The organism is Henriciella sp. AS95, assembly GCF_038900055.1.
Taxonomy (GTDB): Bacteria; Pseudomonadota; Alphaproteobacteria; order Caulobacterales; family Hyphomonadaceae; genus Henriciella.
The window spans coordinates 2,219,702-2,238,897 of the sequence record NZ_JBBMQM010000001.1 but is presented as its reverse complement, the minus strand read 5'-3'; the positions used below and the strand labels follow the sequence as shown (position 1 = coordinate 2,238,897).

General features: G+C 57.6%; 17 protein-coding genes. 7 read left to right on the top strand and 10 right to left on the bottom strand.

Going from position 1 to position 19,196, the window contains the following annotated elements:
• Nucleotides 1–13: 13 nt before the first annotated feature.
• From WNY37_RS11120 to tpiA, 9 genes are all read right to left on the bottom strand, one after another.
• Nucleotides 14–1,402, bottom strand: coding sequence for a pyruvate dehydrogenase complex dihydrolipoamide acetyltransferase (locus WNY37_RS11120; protein WP_342973458.1), 1,389 nt, complete (start codon nucleotides 1,400–1,402; stop codon nucleotides 14–16).
• Nucleotides 1,402–2,808, bottom strand: coding sequence for a pyruvate dehydrogenase complex E1 component subunit beta (locus WNY37_RS11115; RefSeq protein WP_342973457.1), 1,407 nt, complete (start codon nucleotides 2,806–2,808; stop codon nucleotides 1,402–1,404). The genes WNY37_RS11120 and WNY37_RS11115 overlap by 1 nt, the downstream gene beginning before the upstream one ends.
• The gene (pdhA, locus tag WNY37_RS11110) at nucleotides 2,808–3,827 is read right to left on the bottom strand and encodes a pyruvate dehydrogenase (acetyl-transferring) E1 component subunit alpha (protein WP_342973456.1); all 1,020 of its coding nucleotides are present in this window, start codon (nucleotides 3,825–3,827) and stop codon (nucleotides 2,808–2,810) included. Before pdhA ends, WNY37_RS11115 begins: the two co-directional genes overlap by 1 nt.
• Before the next feature lie 69 nt (nucleotides 3,828–3,896).
• Complete coding sequence (locus WNY37_RS11105) at nucleotides 3,897–4,196, bottom strand: septum formation initiator family protein (RefSeq protein WP_342973455.1); 300 nt, start codon at nucleotides 4,194–4,196, stop codon at nucleotides 3,897–3,899.
• A gap of 61 nt (nucleotides 4,197–4,257) precedes the next feature.
• Nucleotides 4,258–5,532 carry a phosphopyruvate hydratase gene (gene eno, locus WNY37_RS11100; protein WP_342973454.1) on the bottom strand — a complete coding sequence of 425 codons (1,275 nt, stop codon included), beginning with the start codon at nucleotides 5,530–5,532 and terminating at the stop codon, nucleotides 4,258–4,260.
• Nucleotides 5,533–5,639: 107 nt separating this feature from the next.
• The gene (gene rpmF / locus WNY37_RS11095; RefSeq protein ID WP_084393744.1) at nucleotides 5,640–5,825 is read right to left on the bottom strand and encodes a 50S ribosomal protein L32; all 186 of its coding nucleotides are present in this window, start codon (nucleotides 5,823–5,825) and stop codon (nucleotides 5,640–5,642) included.
• An 86-nt stretch (nucleotides 5,826–5,911) separates the two neighbouring features.
• Nucleotides 5,912–7,546, bottom strand: coding sequence for a CTP synthase (locus WNY37_RS11090; RefSeq protein ID WP_342973453.1), 1,635 nt, complete (start codon nucleotides 7,544–7,546; stop codon nucleotides 5,912–5,914).
• Nucleotides 7,547–7,601: 55 nt separating this feature from the next.
• Entirely contained in the window at nucleotides 7,602–8,102 is a 501-nt protein-coding gene (gene secG, locus WNY37_RS11085; RefSeq protein ID WP_342973452.1) for a preprotein translocase subunit SecG, read from the bottom strand.
• Nucleotides 8,103–8,170: 68 nt separating this feature from the next.
• Complete coding sequence (gene tpiA, locus WNY37_RS11080; protein ID WP_342973451.1) at nucleotides 8,171–8,926, bottom strand: triose-phosphate isomerase; 756 nt, start codon at nucleotides 8,924–8,926, stop codon at nucleotides 8,171–8,173.
• A gap of 87 nt (nucleotides 8,927–9,013) precedes the next feature.
• On the opposite strand from tpiA, the gene WNY37_RS11075 reads away from it, so the two are divergent.
• From WNY37_RS11075 to lexA, 6 genes are all read left to right on the top strand, one after another.
• Complete coding sequence (locus tag WNY37_RS11075) at nucleotides 9,014–10,918, top strand: SurA N-terminal domain-containing protein (RefSeq protein ID WP_342973450.1); 1,905 nt, start codon at nucleotides 9,014–9,016, stop codon at nucleotides 10,916–10,918.
• Nucleotides 10,915–12,345 carry an anthranilate synthase component I gene (trpE, locus tag WNY37_RS11070; protein WP_342973449.1) on the top strand — a complete coding sequence of 477 codons (1,431 nt, stop codon included), beginning with the start codon at nucleotides 10,915–10,917 and terminating at the stop codon, nucleotides 12,343–12,345. The genes WNY37_RS11075 and trpE overlap by 4 nt, the downstream gene beginning before the upstream one ends.
• The gene (locus WNY37_RS11065) at nucleotides 12,342–12,908 is read left to right on the top strand and encodes an aminodeoxychorismate/anthranilate synthase component II (RefSeq protein WP_342973448.1); all 567 of its coding nucleotides are present in this window, start codon (nucleotides 12,342–12,344) and stop codon (nucleotides 12,906–12,908) included. The genes trpE and WNY37_RS11065 overlap by 4 nt, the downstream gene beginning before the upstream one ends.
• Nucleotides 12,909–13,003: 95 nt before the next feature.
• Nucleotides 13,004–14,035, top strand: a complete 1,032-nt coding sequence (trpD, locus tag WNY37_RS11060; protein WP_342973447.1) for an anthranilate phosphoribosyltransferase — start codon at nucleotides 13,004–13,006, stop codon at nucleotides 14,033–14,035.
• The gene (gene trpC / locus WNY37_RS11055; protein WP_342973446.1) at nucleotides 14,032–14,832 is read left to right on the top strand and encodes an indole-3-glycerol phosphate synthase TrpC; all 801 of its coding nucleotides are present in this window, start codon (nucleotides 14,032–14,034) and stop codon (nucleotides 14,830–14,832) included. The genes trpD and trpC overlap by 4 nt, the downstream gene beginning before the upstream one ends.
• 61 nt (nucleotides 14,833–14,893) lie before the next feature.
• A complete protein-coding gene (gene lexA / locus WNY37_RS11050; protein ID WP_342973445.1) occupies nucleotides 14,894–15,571 on the top strand; it encodes a transcriptional repressor LexA in 678 nt (225 codons plus the stop codon).
• Nucleotides 15,572–15,584: 13 nt separating this feature from the next.
• Here lexA and WNY37_RS11045 read toward each other — a convergent pair whose 3' ends face one another.
• Nucleotides 15,585–17,480 (bottom strand): ComEC/Rec2 family competence protein, encoded by a 1,896-nt coding sequence (locus tag WNY37_RS11045; protein ID WP_342973444.1) that lies wholly within the window; start codon nucleotides 17,478–17,480, stop codon nucleotides 15,585–15,587.
• A gap of 219 nt (nucleotides 17,481–17,699) precedes the next feature.
• Here WNY37_RS11045 and gltX point away from each other — a divergent pair, with 219 nt between their 5' ends.
• Entirely contained in the window at nucleotides 17,700–19,184 is a 1,485-nt protein-coding gene (gene gltX, locus WNY37_RS11040; protein WP_342973443.1) for a glutamate--tRNA ligase, read from the top strand.
• The last annotated feature ends 12 nt before the right edge of the window (nucleotides 19,185–19,196 follow it).

The following is a 19,196-nucleotide window of genomic DNA, read 5'->3' as shown; positions in this document are numbered from 1 at the left end:
TGGCCTCCAAAATCTAAAGCAGCATGCTTTCAGGGCTTTCGACGTAGCGCTTGAACGCTTGCAGCCATTTTGCGCCTTCCGCGCCGCCGATGACGCGGTGATCGCAGGTCAGCGTCACGGTCATCACGGTCGCCGGAACGATCTCGTTCTTGTCATTGACGACAGGCCGCTTCTCACCGGCGCCGACAGACATGATCATGCCTTCGGGCTGGTTGATGATCGAGGCGAACGTCTTGATGCCGAACATACCGAGATTGGAAAGCGAGAACGTCCCGCCCGTATATTCCTGCGGCTTCAGTTTCCGTTCCCGGGCCCGGGCGGCAAGATCTTTCATCTCCGCCGCAATGGTAGCTAGACCCTTCTTCTGGGCATCAAAGATGACGGGCGTAATCAGGCCGCCATCAATGGCGACAGCAACAGAGACGTGTGCCGACTTGTGATAGGCGATGCCATTGTCCGAATAACTCGCATTGCAATCAGGCTCAGCCATCAGCGCCAGCGCGGACGCCTTGATGAGCATGTCATTGACCGAGATCTTTACGCCCTCTGGCGCAGCCTCATTGATGCCGGCCCGCGCCGAGAGCAGCTTGTCGAGCTTGATGTCCACGGTGAGCGGGAAGTGCGGCACCTGCATGAAGCTTGTCGTCAGCCGCTTCGCGACAGTCTTGCGCATGCCATCGAGCGGTTTCAGCTCATAACTATCGGGCGCGTAAATGCGATCATCCAGCACTTGTGGCAGAATAAGACCGTCAGGCGCGGCGGCCGCTGCACCCGTCGATGAACCAGCAGTCTGGCCAGGTTTCGCGCTCTCGACATCCTTCTTCACGATCCTGCCATGAGGTCCGGACCCTTTGAGAGAGCCGAGATCAATGCCGCGCAGCGCCGCAATCCGGCGCGCGAGTGGGCTCGCCTTGATCCGATCGTCACCGCTTTCGACAGAGGCGAGCTTCATCGGCGTTGATGCGAGTTCCTTGGAGACATCCTTGCCCTGCGCCGACCGCGCCTCGGGCTTCGCGTCAGGTTTCGGCGCTGGCTTGGCATCGCTCTCCACCTTCTTGGAAGCGTCGGCCTTGGCTTCTTCCTTCTTCGGCTCTTCCTTCTTGGTCTCGGACTTTTCGGGAGCATCGCCTTTTGGCGCTTCGACACTATCAACGTCCTCGCCCTCTTCAGCCAGCACGGCGATGACAGAATTGACCTTCACGCCTTCGGTACCGGCATCGATCAATATCTTCGCGACGGTCCCTTCATCCACGGCCTCGACTTCCATCGTTGCCTTATCGGTCTCGATTTCAGCGATGATATCGCCTGAGGACACGGTATCACCTGGCTTCACCAGCCACTTGGCGAGCGTACCCTCTTCCATCGTCGGGCTCAGCGCGGGCATTGTGATGTTGATGGCCATTACATGCCCTCACAGACTGATTTGGCGGCAGCGATAATATCCGCCGTTCCCGGAAGGCTCATCGCTTCCAGATTTGCAGCGTAAGGAAGCGGCACGTCTTTCTGATGGACCCGGGTCGGCGGCGCATCCAGATAGTCGAACGCCTCGTTGACCACGGTCGCACAGATTTCAGCGCCCACACCCATAAACCGCCAGCCCTCTTCGCACGTCACGATCCGGTTGGTTTTCTTCACGCTCTCGATCACCGTATCGGTGTCGAGCGGGCGGAGCGAACGCAGGTCAATCACCTCGGCATCAATGCCGTCCTCGGCAAGCTTTTCAGCCGCCTGAAGCGCAAAGCCAACCATGCGGGAATGAGCAACCAGGGTGACATCCGCCCCACTGCGGCGAACCCGGGCCTTGCCGATCGGGAGAACGTAATCCTCGATTTCAGGGACCGGGAAGCTCTCGCCATAGAGAAGCTCATGCTCAAGGAACACGACCGGGTTCGGGTCGCGAATGGCCGCCTTTAGCAGGCCCTTGGCGTCAGCAGCATCGTAAGGCGCAACGACTTTCAGACCCGGAACATTTGAATACCAGGCGCTATAATCATGGCTGTGTTGAGCGCCCACGCGTGACGCGGCACCGTTAGGCCCACGGAACACAATCGGACAACCCATCTGACCGCCCGACATGTAAAGGGTCTTGGCAGCTGAATTGATGATCTGGTCAATCGCCTGCATGGCAAAATTGAACGTCATGAATTCAACAATCGGCTTGAGGCCACCGAATGCCGCCCCTACGCCGAGTCCGGCAAAACCATGCTCGGTAATCGGCGTATCGACGACGCGCTTGGCACCAAACTCCTGAAGAAGCTCGCGCGTGACTTTGTACGCGCCCTGATATTCCGCAACTTCTTCACCCATAACGAAGACGGTTTCGTCGCGGCGCATCTCTTCCGCCATCGCATCGCGCAACGCGTCTCGTACGGAGGTGTCGACGAAGCTCGTGCCTTCCGGCACTTCAGGGTCTTTCAAGGTCGATAGTTCAGGCGCGGGCGGCGCTTCCGCTCCCTCCGCTTGATCATCAGCGCTGTCATCATCGCCGTCTGCTTCCGGCGCCTCTTTCGACTCGGAGGCTTCCGTCTTGGCCGGCGCCTCACCGTCAACATCCGACGCGCTTTCTCCGTCTTCGGCCAACCTTGCGATGACCGAGTTCACCTTGACGCCCTCAGTGCCTTCATCGATCAGGATTTTGGCCAGGACGCCTTCGTCGACGGCTTCGACTTCCATCGTCGCTTTGTCTGTTTCGATTTCAGCGATGATGTCGCCGGACGAAATCGTGTCGCCTTCCTTCTTGAGCCATTTGGCCAAAGTGCCCTCTTCCATAGTGGGCGACAGCGCGGGCATTAGGATATCAATTGCCATTATACTGACTCCACCTCACGAAGAACGTCGGTCCACAGCTCGCTTGGGTCAGGCTCCGGGCTGTCCAGTGAGAAGTCAGCGGCCTCTTTCACGAGGTCCTTGATTTCCTTGTCCAGCGCCTTGAGGTCGTCCTCAGTCGAGAGCTCTTCTTTCAGGATCTGTGCTTTCAGCCCGTCGATAGGGTCATGATGGGTGCGAATGTCATCAACTTCTTCGCGCTTTCGATACTTGGCAGGATCGGACATGGAATGGCCGCGATAGCGATAGGTCTTCATTTCAAGAATGTATGGCCCTTTGCCCGACCGGGCGTATTTCACAGCCTTCTCGCCAGCGGCCTTCACCGCATAGACGTCCATGCCGTCGACTTCTTCGCCTTCGATTTCAAATGAAATGCCACGCTTGAAAAGTTCAATTTCCGCCGATGCACGAGCCACACTTGTACCCATCGCGTATTGATTGTTTTCAATCACGTAGACGACCGGCAAATCCCATAGGGATGCCATGTTGAACGATTCATAGACCTGGCCCTGATTGGCCGCGCCGTCGCCGAAATAGGCAAGGCAGACATTGTCCGTACCGCGATACTTGTTGGAGAAGCCGAGGCCAGTCCCGATCGGAACCTGCGCTCCGACGATGCCGTGCCCGCCATAAAAATTCTTCTCTTTCGAGAACATGTGCATCGAGCCGCCTTTGCCTTTGGAGTATCCGTCGGCCCGGCCTGTCAGTTCTGCCATGACGCCCTTTGGATCCATGTCGCACGCCAGCATGTGCCCGTGATCGCGGTATCCAGTGATAACCTGGTCGCCCTCTTTCAGGCATGCCTGCATGCCGGTGACAACGGCTTCCTGCCCGATGTAAAGGTGACAGAAACCAGCAATCTTACCCATACCGTAAAGCTGTCCAGCGCGCTCTTCGAAGCGTCTGATCAACAACATGTCTCGGTAGAATTTAAGCGCTTCGTCCCTGTTAAGCTTACTTTTCTTGGTCGAGCTTTTGCTCTTGCTAGGCGCTTTCGCCATGTGACCTCCTGCTTTGATACACCGGTTATGTATCCAGAAGCGGGGGTTCGTCCAGTTTTAGCACCTATGTCAAAATGCAGGTGCGTCTGCGTCGATCATCAGGACGATTTCATCAGGATACACAAACCCAAGGTTTTCGCGCGCTAGAAGTTCCACAAGATCGGCATCAACTGTGCCGGGTGTAAGGCGCGCAATATCCGCTCGTAGGGCGTCATTTGCCTTTTGAAGCGTTGCAAGTTCAGCCTGCTTGTCAGTCAGCCTGGCCTGCATATCGCTCCAGTGGCCGAGCCCCTGCTGTCCCGCAAAAGCGTGATAGGCGAAGTATGCGGCAAGAGCGCTTAATGATGCTGCTACGTATTTCGGCGCCACAATCGACCCTCTGCTGAAAGCGAATCAGCAGTGGAATCGATTACGGTTAACAAAAGCCTAATCAGGCGTTGATCAGTGCGCGCCCTGCATAAAGCGCAGCAGCACCGAGCTCTTCCTCGATACGGATAAGCTGATTGTATTTGGCGAGACGGTCAGAGCGCGACAGGGACCCGGTTTTGATCTGTCCGCAGTTCACAGCGACAGCCAGGTCGGCAATCGTGGCATCCTCAGTCTCACCTGAACGGTGAGACATCACAGCCGTGTACGCATGGCGATGAGCAAGCTCCACCGCGTCCAGCGTTTCGGACAGCGTGCCGATCTGATTGACCTTGATCAGAATGGAATTCGCCGCACCGCGCTCAAGTCCCATCGCAAGGCGCTCAGGATTGGTAACGAAGAGATCGTCGCCGACCAGCTGGCAGCGGTCACCGACAAGATCAGTAAGGGTCTTCCAGCCATCCCAGTCATCCTCGGCCATGCCGTCCTCGATGGAGATAATCGGATAACGGTCAACGAGATCACCAAGATACTTCGCCATTCCTTCGGCATCGAGAGTCGTGTTTTCGCCGGCCAGGACGTATTTGCCATCCTTGTAGAATTCAGTGGACGCCGCATCGAGCGCCAGCGCGACTTCGTCTCCCGGCGTGTATCCAGCCTTTTCAATTGCCTTCATGATGAAGCCTACCGCCTCGTCAGTTGACGCGAGATTAGGGGCAAAGCCGCCCTCATCTCCTACGGCAGTATTGTGATCGGCGTCGTGGAGCAGCTTCTTCAACGCATGAAATACTTCCGCGCCAATCCGCACACTATCGGCGCAGCTTTCGGCGGCGACAGGCATGATCATGAATTCCTGAATATCGATCGGGTTGTCGGCGTGCGCGCCCCCGTTGATGATATTCATCATCGGCGTTGGCAGGATGCGCGCATTCGTCCCTCCGACATAGCGGTAGAGCGGCATACCACAACTCTCGGCTGCGGCTTTGGCCACCGCCATGGAGACACCAAGAATCGCATTTGCACCGAGGCGCTTCTTGTTGTCGGTGCCGTCGAGCTCGATCATCAGACCGTCGATCAGACGCTGTTCGGTCGCATAGATGCCAACAAGCTCATCATTGATTTCGCCGTTCACAGCTTCGACTGCTTTGTGGACGCCCTTGCCACCATAAGCATCTTCGCCGTCGCGCAGCTCATGGGCCTCATAAGCCCCGGTCGAGGCCCCCGATGGCACGGCAGCGCGACCGGTTGAACCGTCTTCAAGTGTCACGTCGACTTCGACAGTCGGATTGCCCCGGCTGTCCAGAATCTGACGGGCATAAATATCGACGATCTCGCTCATGGCGCATTCCTGTGTAGCTTGGCAAATGTAAGTGCGCCCCCGGAACTGGTCCGAGGGCGCCTTGTCGGTAATTCTTGTTGCTGGAAGGCGCAAGCCTTTAGCCGGACTTAGTAGTCCTCTTTTGGCTCCAGCACCTGACGACCACGATACACGCCGGTCTTCAGGTCAATGTGATGCGGGCGGCGAAGCTCGCCGGAATCCGCATCTTCGATGTAGGTGTTGTTGTTAAGCTTGTCGTGCGCACGGCGCATGCCACGCTTCGACGGCGTTGTTTTTCGCTTTGGGACTGCCATGGTCGTGTTCCAGAAGTTTGCGAACCAAACGGTCCGCGTGAATCCAAACCGCGCGTATACTTGCGTGACTCGCCGATTGCAACCCGTCAGACGAGGCGCGACTGTACTTTTGCGGCTTCGATGAAACTCGCAAATAGAGGGTGCGGCTCAAACGGGCGGGATTTCAGTTCCGGATGGAATTGTACGCCAATGAACCAGGGATGGTCGTCGAGTTCGATTGTCTCAGGCAACAGGCCATCCGGCGACATGCCTGCAAACGAGACACCTGCTTTTTCCATCGCCTCGACATATCCCCGATTGACTTCATAGCGGTGGCGGTGCCGCTCAGAAATTTCTGTCGTGCCATAGATCTGCGCGATCTTGCTGCCCTCTTTCAGACGAGCCGGATAGGCGCCGAGGCGCATCGTTCCGCCCTTGTCCGTATTTTCATCGCGCTGAATCTTCTCGTTGCCTTTGATCCACTCCTCGATGAGGCCCACCACAGGCTCATCCGTTGGTCCGAACTCCGTCGTCGAAGCGTCTCCAAACCCTGCCAGGTGTCGAGCTGCTTCCAACACTGACAACTGCATGCCGTAGCAGATTCCGAAGCAGGGAATTTTCCGTTCGCGGGCAAAGCGCGCTGCACGCATCTTGCCGTGCGCGCCGCGCTCTCCGAACCCTCCGGGCAGAAGGACGCCGTGAACCCCTTCCAGAATATCAAGCGGGTGGTGCTCATCGTCGAATTGCTCAGAATCGATCATCCGAACCTTCACGCGCACCTTGTTCGCAAGCCCACCGTGCACCAGAGCCTCGGAAACAGACTTATAGGCGTCTGGAACGTCGGTGTATTTTCCGACCAACCCGATACACACTTCGCCATCGGGGTTATGAATGGTCTGAGCAATCTCGTTCCAGCGCGTGAGGTCTGGCTTTGGCGCATCCTCCATCCGGAAGTGCCAAAGCACTTCGGTGTCCAGACCCTCTGCGTGATAGGCTGCCGGCACATCATAGATATGGCCAACATCCCTCGCTTCGATGACACTGGAGGGGCGGACATTACAGAAGCTCGCAATCTTGCCCTTCTCGGTTTCCGGGATCGGGCGGTCGCAACGACACAGCAGGATTTGCGGTTGAATGCCGATCGATCGAAGCTCCTTGACCGAGTGCTGGGTCGGCTTGGTCTTCATTTCGCCAGCGGCCGGAATGTAAGGCAGCAGCGTCAGATGGATAAAGCAGGCGCGCTCCGGGCCGAGTTCCTGGCCGAGCTGACGAATCGCTTCGAAGAATGGCAGGCCTTCGATGTCCCCCACGGTGCCGCCGATTTCGCAGAGGACGAAATCCACACCCTCGCCCGGATCGGAAAGGACGAATTCCTTGATCGCATCAGTGACGTGCGGAATGACCTGGATCGTGGCACCGAGAAAATCGCCACGGCGTTCCTTCTCGATGATGTCCTGATAAATGCGCCCCGTAGTGATATTGTCGGACTGACGCGCCGAGACGCCCGTAAAGCGCTCATAATGACCGAGATCGAGATCTGTCTCCGCACCATCATCGGTGACGAAAACCTCGCCATGCTGGCGCGGCGACATCGTGCCGGGGTCGACGTTGAGATAAGGATCAAGCTTACGCAGGCGCACCTTGTAGCCACGCGCCTGAAGGAGCGCGCCCATCGCGGCAGATGCAATGCCTTTTCCCAGCGAGGAAACCACGCCGCCCGTAATGAAAATATAGCGGATCATGGGATATCAGTTTGCCCGATTCGCTGCGCGCCGCCATCAGGGCACGCACTTGTTGTTACTGAGGCTGCTCTTCTTCCACAGCTTCTTCGCCTGTGCCGGTCTCCGCGTCCGTTTCCGGAACATCGGCCGCGAGCGGATCATCCGCCTGCGTGTCGGCAGCCAGAGGGTCAGAAGTTTCTGGCGTCACACCGAATGTGTCAGACCCCTCATCGTCAAGCAAAGGCGCTGTCGGATCGTTTAGGACATCCAGTGGGTCTCCAGGGGATGACTGACCCGTCGCGTCCTCTTCCAGCTGCCTCTCGATCGCAGAGCGATCGTCGCCCAAATGACGTGTCGCGAATGTCGTCAAGACCAGGCTGGTAATGAAAAAGATGGCGCCAAAAATGATAGTGGTACGAACCAGCGCACCGGCAGCGCCTCGTCCAGACATCAGTCCACCGCCACCACCGCCGCCGCCGCCGCCAACGCCAAGTGCTCCACCTTCGGAGCGCTGCATCAGCACGACAACGACGAGAACGATGCTTACCAGGATATGGACGACAAGGATGACGGTCATTTATGTCTCTTCCGGAATGCTTGACGCGCCGGATAAGCCGTTAGGGCCTCCGCGCCAAGCCCCCTAACTCACAATTGGCTTACGCAAGCGGCGTAGATGGCGAGAAAATCCGCGGCTTTCAAGCTCGCTCCGCCGATGAGGCCACCATTTACGTTCGAAAGTGCCAGCAGGCCGGCTGCATTCTCAGGTTTCATCGAACCACCGTAGAGGATCGGTGTGCCTGCGCCCTGCGCACCAAAGCGGTTTTCCAATGCCGCACGGATCGCGTCATGGATCTCGGCGACCTGTTCAACCGTCGCGACTTTTCCTGTCCCAATCGCCCAGACAGGTTCATATGCAACGACGAAATCGGTGCCCGACGCTTCATCAGGGATCGACACGGCCAACTGATCACTGACGACATCAAGCGTCTTGCCCCCTTCTCGTTCGTCCAGCGTTTCGCCAATGCAGATAATCGGCGTAATGCCAGCTCTGAAGGCTGCTTTCATCTTGGTTGCGACAATCTCACTCGATTCGCCATGATCAGCGCGGCGCTCCGAATGACCAACGATGACATAGGATCCACCCGCGTCAGCGACCATCTCAGCGGCGGTGTCCCCAGTATGCGCTCCCGACGATTCGCTATGGCAGTCCTGCCCGCCCAGTTTCAGCCGCGAAGTGCTCTTTTCGGCGGCCATGGACGCAAGAAGGGTCGCCGGTGGACAAATGAGACAATCAGCCTTGTCCTGCAGCGACGACAGTCCACTTTCCATCTCACGCATGATGTCGAGTGAGGCCAGAAGACCGTTCATCTTCCAGTTCCCAGCGATAAGTGGCCTGATCATACAGTGTTCCCCATCTTGCAACTACCAGCGGCCTCGCCTAGCAAGCAGTTCGGTACGAGACAAGACAAACGGTGAGGTCATCCGCAAATGCTGACCCTGATCAGGAATATGCTCCGCACGAAACTGGCGGGACTACTTTTCCTTCTACTTATTATAGCCATGGGCGCATGGGGCGTGACGGACGTGTTTTCCGGTGGCATCGGCAACAATATGGCCGTGGCCGGAAACACCAGGCTCACTGAAGCCCAGCTTGACCAGGAGATTGAGCGGGAGCTGCGCACGGCGACTGATGACCGTGGGCGTGCCATCAGCAAGGCTCAGGCGGTCGAACAAGGTATTGTCGATCAGATTTACCAGCGAGAACTGTTCCGCACCACGATGATGGCCTACGCGGACAAGCTCGGCGCAACCGCCACCGATAACGCCGTGCTAAAGATCATTCGCGAGGATCCTTCCTTTGCCAGTGATACCGGTAATTTCGACCCTGCTCGCTTCAATCAACTGCTGCAGGCCAACGGCTTTTCGATTCCGATGTTCGAAGCCTTCCTGAAGCGCGACATGACGATTTCCCGGCTGACGGGCGCGTCACAGACGGCGCTTCAAGCCCCGCAACCGATTGCGGCCCTGCAAGCCGCCTATAATGGCGAACTGAGAAAAGCGTCGTGGTTCATTCTGCCTCGTTCCGCATTGCCACCTGCTGAAGATGTCACAGACGAAGACCTGCAAACCTATTACGATCAGCAAAAGCAAGCCTTCGCTCAGCCGCAAAGACGCGCGGTCAGCCTGATCCAGCTCAAGCTGGAGGATTTCCTTAACCAGGCCGACCTCACCGAGGAAGATCTGCGCGCTTACTATGAGGCCGTCAAAACGCAGCAATATGCGGGGCCTGACACGCGCACCTGGACCGAATTCACCTTCGCCACAGAGGCGGAAGCCCGTCAGGCTCTTGGCCGGATTGCTGGCGGCGCCACTGCGTCTACAATTTCAGGTCTGGCTAATTCCGCTGAACGTTCAGGCCCTCAAACGAGCATGGCGAGTGCAGCCTTGGCGGAACGTGTGTTCGGCCCCTCGGCTCAACCAGGTGGCATTTTCGGGCCAGTACAGACGGGTAATTTCTTTACAGTCGCTCGTCTAGAGTCGATTCAACCGGGTGAGGTTGAGGCGTTCGAGACGGTCCGTGATGACATCACCGATTCCCTGTCACGGGAGCAAGCGATTGGCCTGTATTATGACTCACTGAGCCGCCTCGATAACCTCATCGGCACAGGTGCCGGTATCGAGGAAATCGCTGCAGAAATGGGCACACCTGTGTTGAGCTTCGTCGCTGTCGACCGTTCCGGGGTGACTGAACTTGGCCTTGCGCCATCAATTCTGCGAGCCGATCCGGAGATTCTCACACGCGCATTCGACCTGACCGAGGGCGCCAAGACCGCCCGATTTGGTCAGGATGAGACCGCCTACATGCTCCGCGTCGATGCCATCGAGGAAGCTCGAACACCTGAATTTGACGAAATTCGTGATGATTTGCGGACAGTGGTTCAGGCACAGCGCAACAGCGAATTGCTCGGCAATAGCGCTCGGCAGATCAAGTCCGATATTGAAGCTGGAACTATGACATTCGCTGACGCTGCTGCAGAGTACGACAGCACGATCAGCTCGCCGGATACGGCGTTTACCCGCCGAACCAACAACGCTTCGGCCATTCCACCGCAATTTGTGGCAGGCGTTTTCTCGCTCGCCGAGGAAGGCGACATCTACATCGCGCCAATGCAGAACAGGGACGAAGTGGCGATTGTGCAGCTCGTCGCGATCGACCGCGCTTCTGCCGAGGAAATGAATGCCATGGCGACCGCTTCGGGACAGCAGATTGTGCAACAGCTGGTCAATGATGTGTTCGAGGCCTTCGCCACCGAAATCCAGAAAGACGTCGAGCTTGAAGTGAACCAGCGGTCACTGGAAAGCTACAAGTCCCGGGTGAACCCAGATTCATGACACGCGACCGCCTGATCGTACGACGGCGGATCGGAGATATCGAAACGCCAGTCTCAGCCATGCTGAAGCTGGACCCGGAACAGGCTGGCTCGTTTCTGTTTGAGTCTATCCATGGTGGAGAACGCCTCGGTCGATACTCCTTTCTGGGCGTTCGGCCGCTGAAATGGTTCCGAATCCATGACGGCGTCGCCGAAGTTGCCGAAGATGCGGACTTCACGAACGCTGAACGTCTGGACATGTCCCCGATAGAAGCACTGAGGCACTTCGCCGAAGCTGGTCGAGCCGACACCGACGAAACCGGACTTCCCCCCATGGCGTCCGGAACCTTTGGGTATATCGGTTACGATATGATCCAGTACGTCGAACCCGTGACCATTTCGGCGCCCGACCACTTACATGTACCGGATGCCTTGCTCGTCATTCCTGGCGCTGTTCTTGTCTTTGATCACCTCTATCAGGAACTTCTCCTGATCGCCCGTCACCCGGACGGTGATGAGGCGTCAGCAAACAAGCTGCTGGATGAGATAGAGGCGTCGCTGGAGAAGATTGCTCCCCTTTCGCCTCGAGAGAACAAGGCTGATGATCTCAACTTCGTTTCAAATACGAGCAAGGCGCGCTATTTTGAGATGGTCGAAGCCGCGATCGAATACGCGAGAGCCGGCGACACTTTTCAGATTGTACCGAGCCAAAGGTTTTCGGCTCCGTATAACCGCAGATCAATAAGTCTCTACCGCGCCCTGCGGCGCCTGAACCCTTCAGCCTTCATGTTCCACATGAACCTCGGCACGGTGCGCCTGGTCGGCTCCAGCCCCGAAATCCTCGTTCGTGTGCGCGACGGACGCGTTGCCATCCGGCCAATCGCCGGCACCCGCCCGCGGTCCGGCGACGCCGTAGAGGACGCGCGGCGGGCTGCAGACCTGCTCGCAGACGAGAAAGAATGTGCAGAGCACCTCATGTTGCTTGATCTTGGCCGAAATGACGTTGGCAGGGTTGCGGCCTATGGTACTGTTGAGGTCAGTGAGCAGTTCATCGTCGAACGCTATAGCCACGTCATGCATATCGTCAGCCACGTCGAGGGTGACCTGCGCGAAGGCCTCGACAGCGTCGACGCCCTGCTCGCTGGCCTTCCCGCTGGCACAGTCTCTGGCGCCCCGAAAATCCGGGCCATGCAGATCATCGATCAGCTGGAGGCATCCCGCCGGGGCATTTATGGCGGCGCCGTGGGATACTTCGGCTGGAACGGCGACATGGACACCTGCATCGCGCTCAGGACAGCCGTGCTGAAGGACGGACAGATCCACGTTCAGGCCGGAGGCGGCGTGGTGCTGGATAGCAAGCCGCAATACGAGTTTGACGAAACGGTCCATAAGGCAGGCGCCCTGAAACGCGCCGCAGAACTCTCAGCCATCTATGAGTTCGACCAATGATCCTCGTCGTCGATAACTATGACAGCTTTACCTGGAATCTTGTCCATTACGTCGAGCAGGCGGGCGGGAAGACCAGGGTTATCCGAAATGACGAAATGTCTGTCGACGACGCGCTCGCCCTGTCGCCTGCGGGGGTCGTCTTGTCTCCAGGTCCCTGCACCCCCCTGGAAGCGGGCATTTGCGTAGACCTCGTCAACGCCGCCCCTGACGATCTTCCGATACTAGGCGTATGCCTTGGTCATCAATCGATCGGCCATGCGATGGGTGAGCCCGTGGTCCATGCGCAGGCAATCCTTCACGGCAAGATATCGCGTATCAGGAACGCCCGGACCGGTCTGTTTGAAGGTCTCCCAGAGGAATTCGATGTGGTTCGATACCATTCGCTCGCCATACCGATGGACAGATTGCCAGATGCGCTGGTTGCTGACGCCTGGACATCAGATGGGGAAATCATGTCGGTACACCACAAGACACGGCCGATATTCGGCGTGCAATTTCACCCGGAATCCATCAAGACCCAATATGGGCACGAACTGATCCAGAACTTCCTGAAGCTGACATGATCGATAACCACCAGCCAGGGCACCGCGACCTTGCATTGGATCTCGCGATACTGTCCAAAATACCCCAACGCCTTGATAGTTGAGCTCTTGTCCGAATGACCGTCTCTGCCCTTGCCGATTCCATCAAAGCACTCGCTCGAAGCGAAGAGCTGCAGCCAGACGCGCTGGAGGCGGCGTTCAATACGCTGTTATCGGGCGAGGCTGCACCGGAACAGGTCGGCGCTTTTCTGATGGGGCTCGCCGTTCGGGGCGAAACGTCAACTGAACTCTATGCTGGTGCCCGCGTGATGCGCCAACATGCACGGACGGTCGATGTCGCCGGACCAACGCTTGATACATGTGGAACAGGCGGCCTTCCCTGGACGTCGCTCAATACATCCACGGCCAGCGCGATCGTGATTGCAGCAGCTGGCGGAAGAGTCGCCAAGCATGGCAATCGATCTGTCCCCCCAAAGACAGGCTCCGCCGACGTTTTAGAAGCGCTGGGCGTTGAGCTGGACATCCCAAACGCGCGTTTTGAAAAATCCATTGAAGATGCCGGCGTCGGCTTCCTGTTTGCCCGCAGCCACCATTCCGCGATGCGCCATGTCGCGCCCATCCGGTCGACGCTCGGCATTCGAACGATTTTCAACCTTCTTGGGCCGCTATCCAACCCGGCCAATGCCACGCATCATATTCTCGGCGTTTACGAACCAAGGTGGCTGATGCCAATGGCGGAGACGCTGCAGAAGCTCGGCGTCGTAAAAGCCTGGGTTGTCCATGGCGTGGACGGCGTCGACGAACTGTCCATCTCGGGGAAATCCAAGGTCGTTGAAGTCACACCCGACGGCCTCAGATCCATGACAGTGACACCTGACGATGCAGGGCTGGAAACCAGTCCATTGGGAGCGCTTGAAGGCGGAACGCCAGAGCAGAATTCAGCTGCGATACGAGACTTGCTGGAGGGCCGACATGGGCCCTTCCGGGACATGGTCTTGCTCAACGCCGCCGCAGGTCTGCACGTGCTGGGCTTGTCGGAAGATCTGAAATCTGGCGCTACGAAGGCCGCCGAGGCAATTGACAACGGCGAAGCGCTGAAGACGCTGAACAAGCTCGCCGCGATCAGCCATGGGATAGCATCTGAATGACCACTGCCCTTGATCGGATCATCGACTATAAACGGGGCGAAGTGGCGACGCTGAAGGCGAGCCGCTCCGTCAATGACTTCATGATGGCGGCCCAGGATGCTGACGCCCCTCGAGGGTTCGAAAAAGCGCTGGCGAACACAGTTTCAGAAGGCGCAAATGCGCTGATCTGCGAGTTGAAGCGCAAATCTCCATCGGCGGGCGTCATCGAATCAGGCGCCGATCCGGTCAAAGTCGCACAAGACTATGAAACAGGCGGCGCGGCTTGCCTGTCTGTCCTCACGGATGGACCGAGTTTTGGAGGCTCGCTCGACGACCTGACAGCGGTCCACCAAGCCGTCGCGCTGCCCATCCTTCGCAAGGAATTCATCATAGACGTCATCCAGGTTGTCGAGGCCCGTGCCTACTCTGCAGACGCCATCCTCGTCATTCTGTCGGCCGTCGATGATGCCTTGGCTCACGACCTCCTGGGGGCGGCATCGGACCTCGGAATGGATGCGATCGTTGAAGTTCATGATGAGGCAGAACTTCATCGGGCGAATGCTCTGCCTTGCACGCTTGTTGGCGTGAACAATCGCGATCTCAAGCGGATGGTCACCGACCTTTCGACAACTGAAACGTTGGCGCACATACTTGCCCCCGAAAAGACACTGATCTCCGAAAGCGGCATTTCGACTCCGGAGCACATCATAAGGCTGCAGGACACGGGGGCACAACGCTTCCTGATTGGGGAAAGCCTCATGAAGTCAGATGATCGAGTGACAACTTGCAAAAATCTGCGAAACGCTTCCACAAGTTGACCCGAAACGAGAACGCATGTAGAACATATGTGAACAACTCTAGTCGATTCGGAGAGCCATCGTGCTGACAACCAAACAGAAAGAGCTCCTTCTCTTTATTCACGAGAGAATCAAACAGGATGGCGTTTCACCGTCTTTCGACGAAATGAAAGAAGCCCTGAACCTCGCCTCGAAGTCCGGCATTCACCGCCTGATTACCGCGCTGGAGGAACGGGGCTTTATCAAGAGACTGGCCAACCGTGCCCGCGCTCTGGAGGTCCTGAAGCTTCCTGATTCAGCAACCCCGTCCGCGCCTCCACGAGGCCGCCAGGTCTTTCGTCCAAGTGTTGTCGGAAGTGCAGCGCCGAGGCTTGCCGATCATACGATTCCCGTTCTTGGCCGCATTGCTGCGGGTGTGCCGATTGAGGCAATTCAGCATGAAACCTCTCGCATCCGGCCGCCAGATGATTTGCCGGAGGGCGATGATCACTTCGCTCTGGAAGTCAAAGGCGACTCCATGATCGACGCCGGCATCCACGATGGCGACCTCGTTATTTTGAAGCGCACCGATGACGCTCATAGCGGCGATATTGTCGTGGCCTTGATAGATGAGGAAGAAGCAACGCTGAAGCGTCTGCGCAAGAAAGGCGCTTCGATTGCGCTGGAAGCGGCGAACACCGCCTATGAAACGCGGATTTTCGGCCCTGATCGTGTGCGCATCCAGGGCAAGCTCGTTGCGCTGGTTCGCCGGTACGACTAGTCGGCATTTCCGGCTATTGAAGGCACGGCGACCAGGGACGTCGACCGCATCGGGGCTTTCGTATTGAAATTTTCCCGAGTGCGGATCGGTAGACCGACACTGGTGCATCTACTGCCGTAAACGAAAGAACGCCGTCGGAGATACATGTCTGGCTGATTGGGGACGTGGTAACGACCACGCGCACGGCTTCACAATCCGATTGCGATATCGCTTGACCGCTGATCAGAATGGGCCCGAGCTTGGTGTTCAGCATGCACGCTTGCCCCGAACAATCGCCCGCCGGTTCCAGGTCGGCGTATCGAAGAGGCGGCAACCCATCTCCATCCGTCAATTTCATTCTTTGAACCACATCCTTATCCTCGGTGACAAACACATCGCCTGACGCTGAAATGTGCAGGATCTGGATCGGTGAATAAACAAAAGCCAGAAACGCCGAGACAGCAGTAATCCCGACCGCGACGGATTTCCTGATCACTCCATCCATCAAGCAGGCGAGGGCAATCGCGACGACGAGGCAGAGGAACGTAATGTCTGGCATTGCGCGGCCGAGCTGGAAGCCGTCTCCACCACCCGCCGCAGCCCAGGCCGCGATGTCCTGAATGCGCTCAAGGGACCACCCGAAAACACTCAGGAAGATGTCAGACAAACCAAGGGGCCAGGTCAGCAATGCCAAACCTGCAGCCGGCGCACTCACAAACGTGAAAATAGGCATCGCCAGCAAATTTGCCGCAAGCCCCAAAGGCGCAAGTCGGTCAAAATGGTAAAGTGCAAACGGTGCCGTGGCAGCAGCCCCCACAACGGATGTCAGCACAAGCGACTTCACCACCATGCCGATTCCTCCGCCAAACTGACCGCGATCGCGGCGATACCTCGTCCAGGCTTCGAAGCTCGCGATCAGACCTCCGGTGGCCGCAAATGACATTTGAAAACCAGGTGACATGACACTTTGCGGCTCAAGAATGAGCACAAGGATCATCGCAATCGCAAATGACCTCAGACTGAGGGGCGAGCGATCCAGTACGATTGCTCCAAAGAACACCGCTGCCATGATAAAAGCGCGCTGGGTCGAGATGCTCGCTCCGGACAACACCAGATACGCTGCGGTTGCCACAATCGCTGCGAATGCAGCGATCTTCTGAACCGGAAACCGGACAGCCAACCACTCCCACAGCGACAGGCCCCGGCGGAAAGTAAAGTAAACCAACCCTCCGACAAGGCCGAGATGAAGCCCCGAAATAGCCAGAAGGTGCGCCAGTCCCGACTTCCTCAGCGCCTCGACATCCTCTGATGGCATAAAGCTGCGATCCCCAGACGTCAGAGCCGCAGCAAATCCACCCGCGTCGGTAGCCGCCCTCGCCACGACATGTTTGGCAAGCGCCCGCCGCCATTGCGCGACCTGGCTGGACAACCCATCAAAACCGTGCCGGACACCACTCAGTGCGCCGGCTCTGCATCGCCCTTGCACATAACCAACCGCGCCAAGACCATCGAAATAGGCTTGGCGGCTAAAATCATAATCACCGGCAATGGCGGGTTGTGGCGGTGGGCGCAGCACGCCCCAGCATCTTACAAAACGCCCGGGTTCGACGTTCAATGACAGCGCGTGGGTCATGCGAACCTGGTGCGGCAGATCAGCGCTCACCTCGCCGCCAATTGCTGTCACATCAATGCGCAAGCGGACGCCGTTCGATCCCGGCTCAACGTCAGCAACCCACCCTTCGATCATTGTCGGCCCGATCGTCCGACTGATCACAGGAGACGAGCGCCACTCGGTCTGCACTTTGCCAGCGAGCATACCCGACACGGCTCCGACCGCCAGGATAACGATCAACTGAACGAAATTCGGCAATTGCAACCGGCGCAGGACCGTCGCCAGGACAGTCACACCGGCAAAGCCGAAACCAATCATGAGTAGCTGGGGCTCAAAAGGAAGCGAGAAGTATGCCGCTGCCCCGGCACACATGCCGAGTGCGAAGTAGACGGGTCCCTTCAGAATTCGGCGTGCCTGGATTCGGTTCTCGTCCGCCTCCTGCCCTAGATCAGTATGCCCCTTGCTTGAAGCCACCGGAGCGTGTTGATGGCCCTCAAACTGTTTGGAACCCTGAACTAGCGACCCAAAGTCTGACGTATGACGACGATTACCCGTTTTGCCCCCTCCCCAACCGGAATGCTGCACATTGGCGGCGCCCGCACTGCCCTTTTCAACTACTTGTTTGCGCGCCGCAACCAGGGAAAGTTTCTTCTGCGCATTGAAGATACCGACAAGGCACGGTCCACGCAGGAAGCAGTAGATGCCATCCTTGACGGAATGAGCTGGTTGGGACTCGAAGCCGGTGAAGAGCCAGTCTTTCAGGCAGAGCGTGCTGATCGTCATGTTGAATGCGCGGAACAGATGATAGCGGCGGGCAAGGCATTCCGGTGTTACGTCACGCCCGAAGAGCTTCAGCAGCGCCGCGAAACGGGCGAGGCAGCCCGCGCCAGCGCCAAAGAAGAGGGAATTAGCGAGGCGGAAAAGAACGCCAGACTGGCCAAAGCCAACGAATTGCTCGCGCCGTTCAGATCGCCGTATCGCGATGGCTCTGCGCCCAAAGATGCGAATGTCCCCTCAACCGTTCGATTGCGCGCGCCAGATGACGGAGAAATCGCTGTGGCCGACAAGGTCCAGGGCGACATAAGCATCCAGGCCAAGGAAATCGACGATCTTGTTCTTCTTCGCGCTGATGGCTCTCCAACCTATATGCTTGCTGTCGTGGTGGACGACCATGATATGGGCGTTACGCATGTGATCCGGGGCGACGATCACCTCCGCAACACGTTTCGCCAGGTGCCAATCTACCAGGCAATGAATTGGGATGTGCCGATCTTCGCGCACGTACCCATGATCCACGGCGATGACGGCGCCAAGCTGTCCAAGCGCCACGGCGCTCTCAGCACGACAGCCTATCGCGATATGGGCTATTTGCCCGAAGCGATGAACGCATACCTCCTGCGACTTGGGTGGAGTCACGGCGACCAGGAAATCTTCACACTGGACGAAGCCGCCGAGGTCTTCTCCCTTGAGGCAATCAATAAGTCACCGGCACGTCTTGATCTCGCAAAGCTCAATGATGTGAACGCCCACTTTATCCGGGCATGCGACAATGATCGTCTGTTTGCATTGTTAAAGCCATGGTTAAAACAACTTGCCGGGGATGCGCTAACTGCCGCGGTACAGGACAAGATCCAGACAGCGCTTCCAACGATGAAGGACCGGGGTTCCACCTTACCCGAGCTGGCCGAAGCTTTCAGGTTCTTCTGGACCGCAAACGCCGACAATCTGAACAAGAAGGCGAGAAAAGCCCTGTCAGGTGACCGCCTCGAACATCTCGCTCGATTGCGGGAAGTCATTGCCAATGCTACGGAATGGAGCGATACCGCATTGCAGCAATTGCTGACGTCTTATTGCGATCAGAATGACCTCTCGTTTGGTCAGATCGGACCGCCGATCCGCGCCGCACTGACGGGCGGATTACCTGCACCGGACCTCGCTCCCGTCATGGCCTGGTTGGGTCGCGACGAGACGATCGCACGGATAGATTTTCACCTCGCTTCATCTGAAGCGCAGGACGAGTAACGAAGGAAAAAG

What these genes read in the sequence shown, in the direction of transcription:
- WNY37_RS11120 (WP_342973458.1), bottom strand. Translation starts at nt 1,402, where the DNA reads ATGGCCATCAACATCACAATGCCCGCGCTGAGCCCGACGATGGAAGAG.
- WNY37_RS11115 (WP_342973457.1), bottom strand. Translation starts at nt 2,808, where the DNA reads ATGGCAATTGATATCCTAATGCCCGCGCTGTCGCCCACTATGGAAGAG.
- pdhA (WP_342973456.1), bottom strand. Translation starts at nt 3,827, where the DNA reads ATGGCGAAAGCGCCTAGCAAGAGCAAAAGCTCGACCAAGAAAAGTAAG.
- eno (WP_342973454.1), bottom strand. Translation starts at nt 5,532, where the DNA reads ATGAGCGAGATCGTCGATATTTATGCCCGTCAGATTCTGGACAGCCGG.
- rpmF (WP_084393744.1), bottom strand. Translation starts at nt 5,825, where the DNA reads ATGGCAGTCCCAAAGCGAAAAACAACGCCGTCGAAGCGTGGCATGCGC.
- WNY37_RS11090 (WP_342973453.1), bottom strand. Translation starts at nt 7,546, where the DNA reads ATGATCCGCTATATTTTCATTACGGGCGGCGTGGTTTCCTCGCTGGGA.
- secG (WP_342973452.1), bottom strand. Translation starts at nt 8,102, where the DNA reads ATGACCGTCATCCTTGTCGTCCATATCCTGGTAAGCATCGTTCTCGTC.
- tpiA (WP_342973451.1), bottom strand. Translation starts at nt 8,926, where the DNA reads ATGATCAGGCCACTTATCGCTGGGAACTGGAAGATGAACGGTCTTCTG.
- WNY37_RS11075 (WP_342973450.1), top strand. Translation starts at nt 9,014, where the DNA reads ATGCTGACCCTGATCAGGAATATGCTCCGCACGAAACTGGCGGGACTA.
- trpE (WP_342973449.1), top strand. Translation starts at nt 10,915, where the DNA reads ATGACACGCGACCGCCTGATCGTACGACGGCGGATCGGAGATATCGAA.
- WNY37_RS11065 (WP_342973448.1), top strand. Translation starts at nt 12,342, where the DNA reads ATGATCCTCGTCGTCGATAACTATGACAGCTTTACCTGGAATCTTGTC.
- trpD (WP_342973447.1), top strand. Translation starts at nt 13,004, where the DNA reads ATGACCGTCTCTGCCCTTGCCGATTCCATCAAAGCACTCGCTCGAAGC.
- trpC (WP_342973446.1), top strand. Translation starts at nt 14,032, where the DNA reads ATGACCACTGCCCTTGATCGGATCATCGACTATAAACGGGGCGAAGTG.
- WNY37_RS11045 (WP_342973444.1), bottom strand. Translation starts at nt 17,480, where the DNA reads ATGATTGGTTTCGGCTTTGCCGGTGTGACTGTCCTGGCGACGGTCCTG.
- gltX (WP_342973443.1), top strand. Translation starts at nt 17,700, where the DNA reads ATGACGACGATTACCCGTTTTGCCCCCTCCCCAACCGGAATGCTGCAC.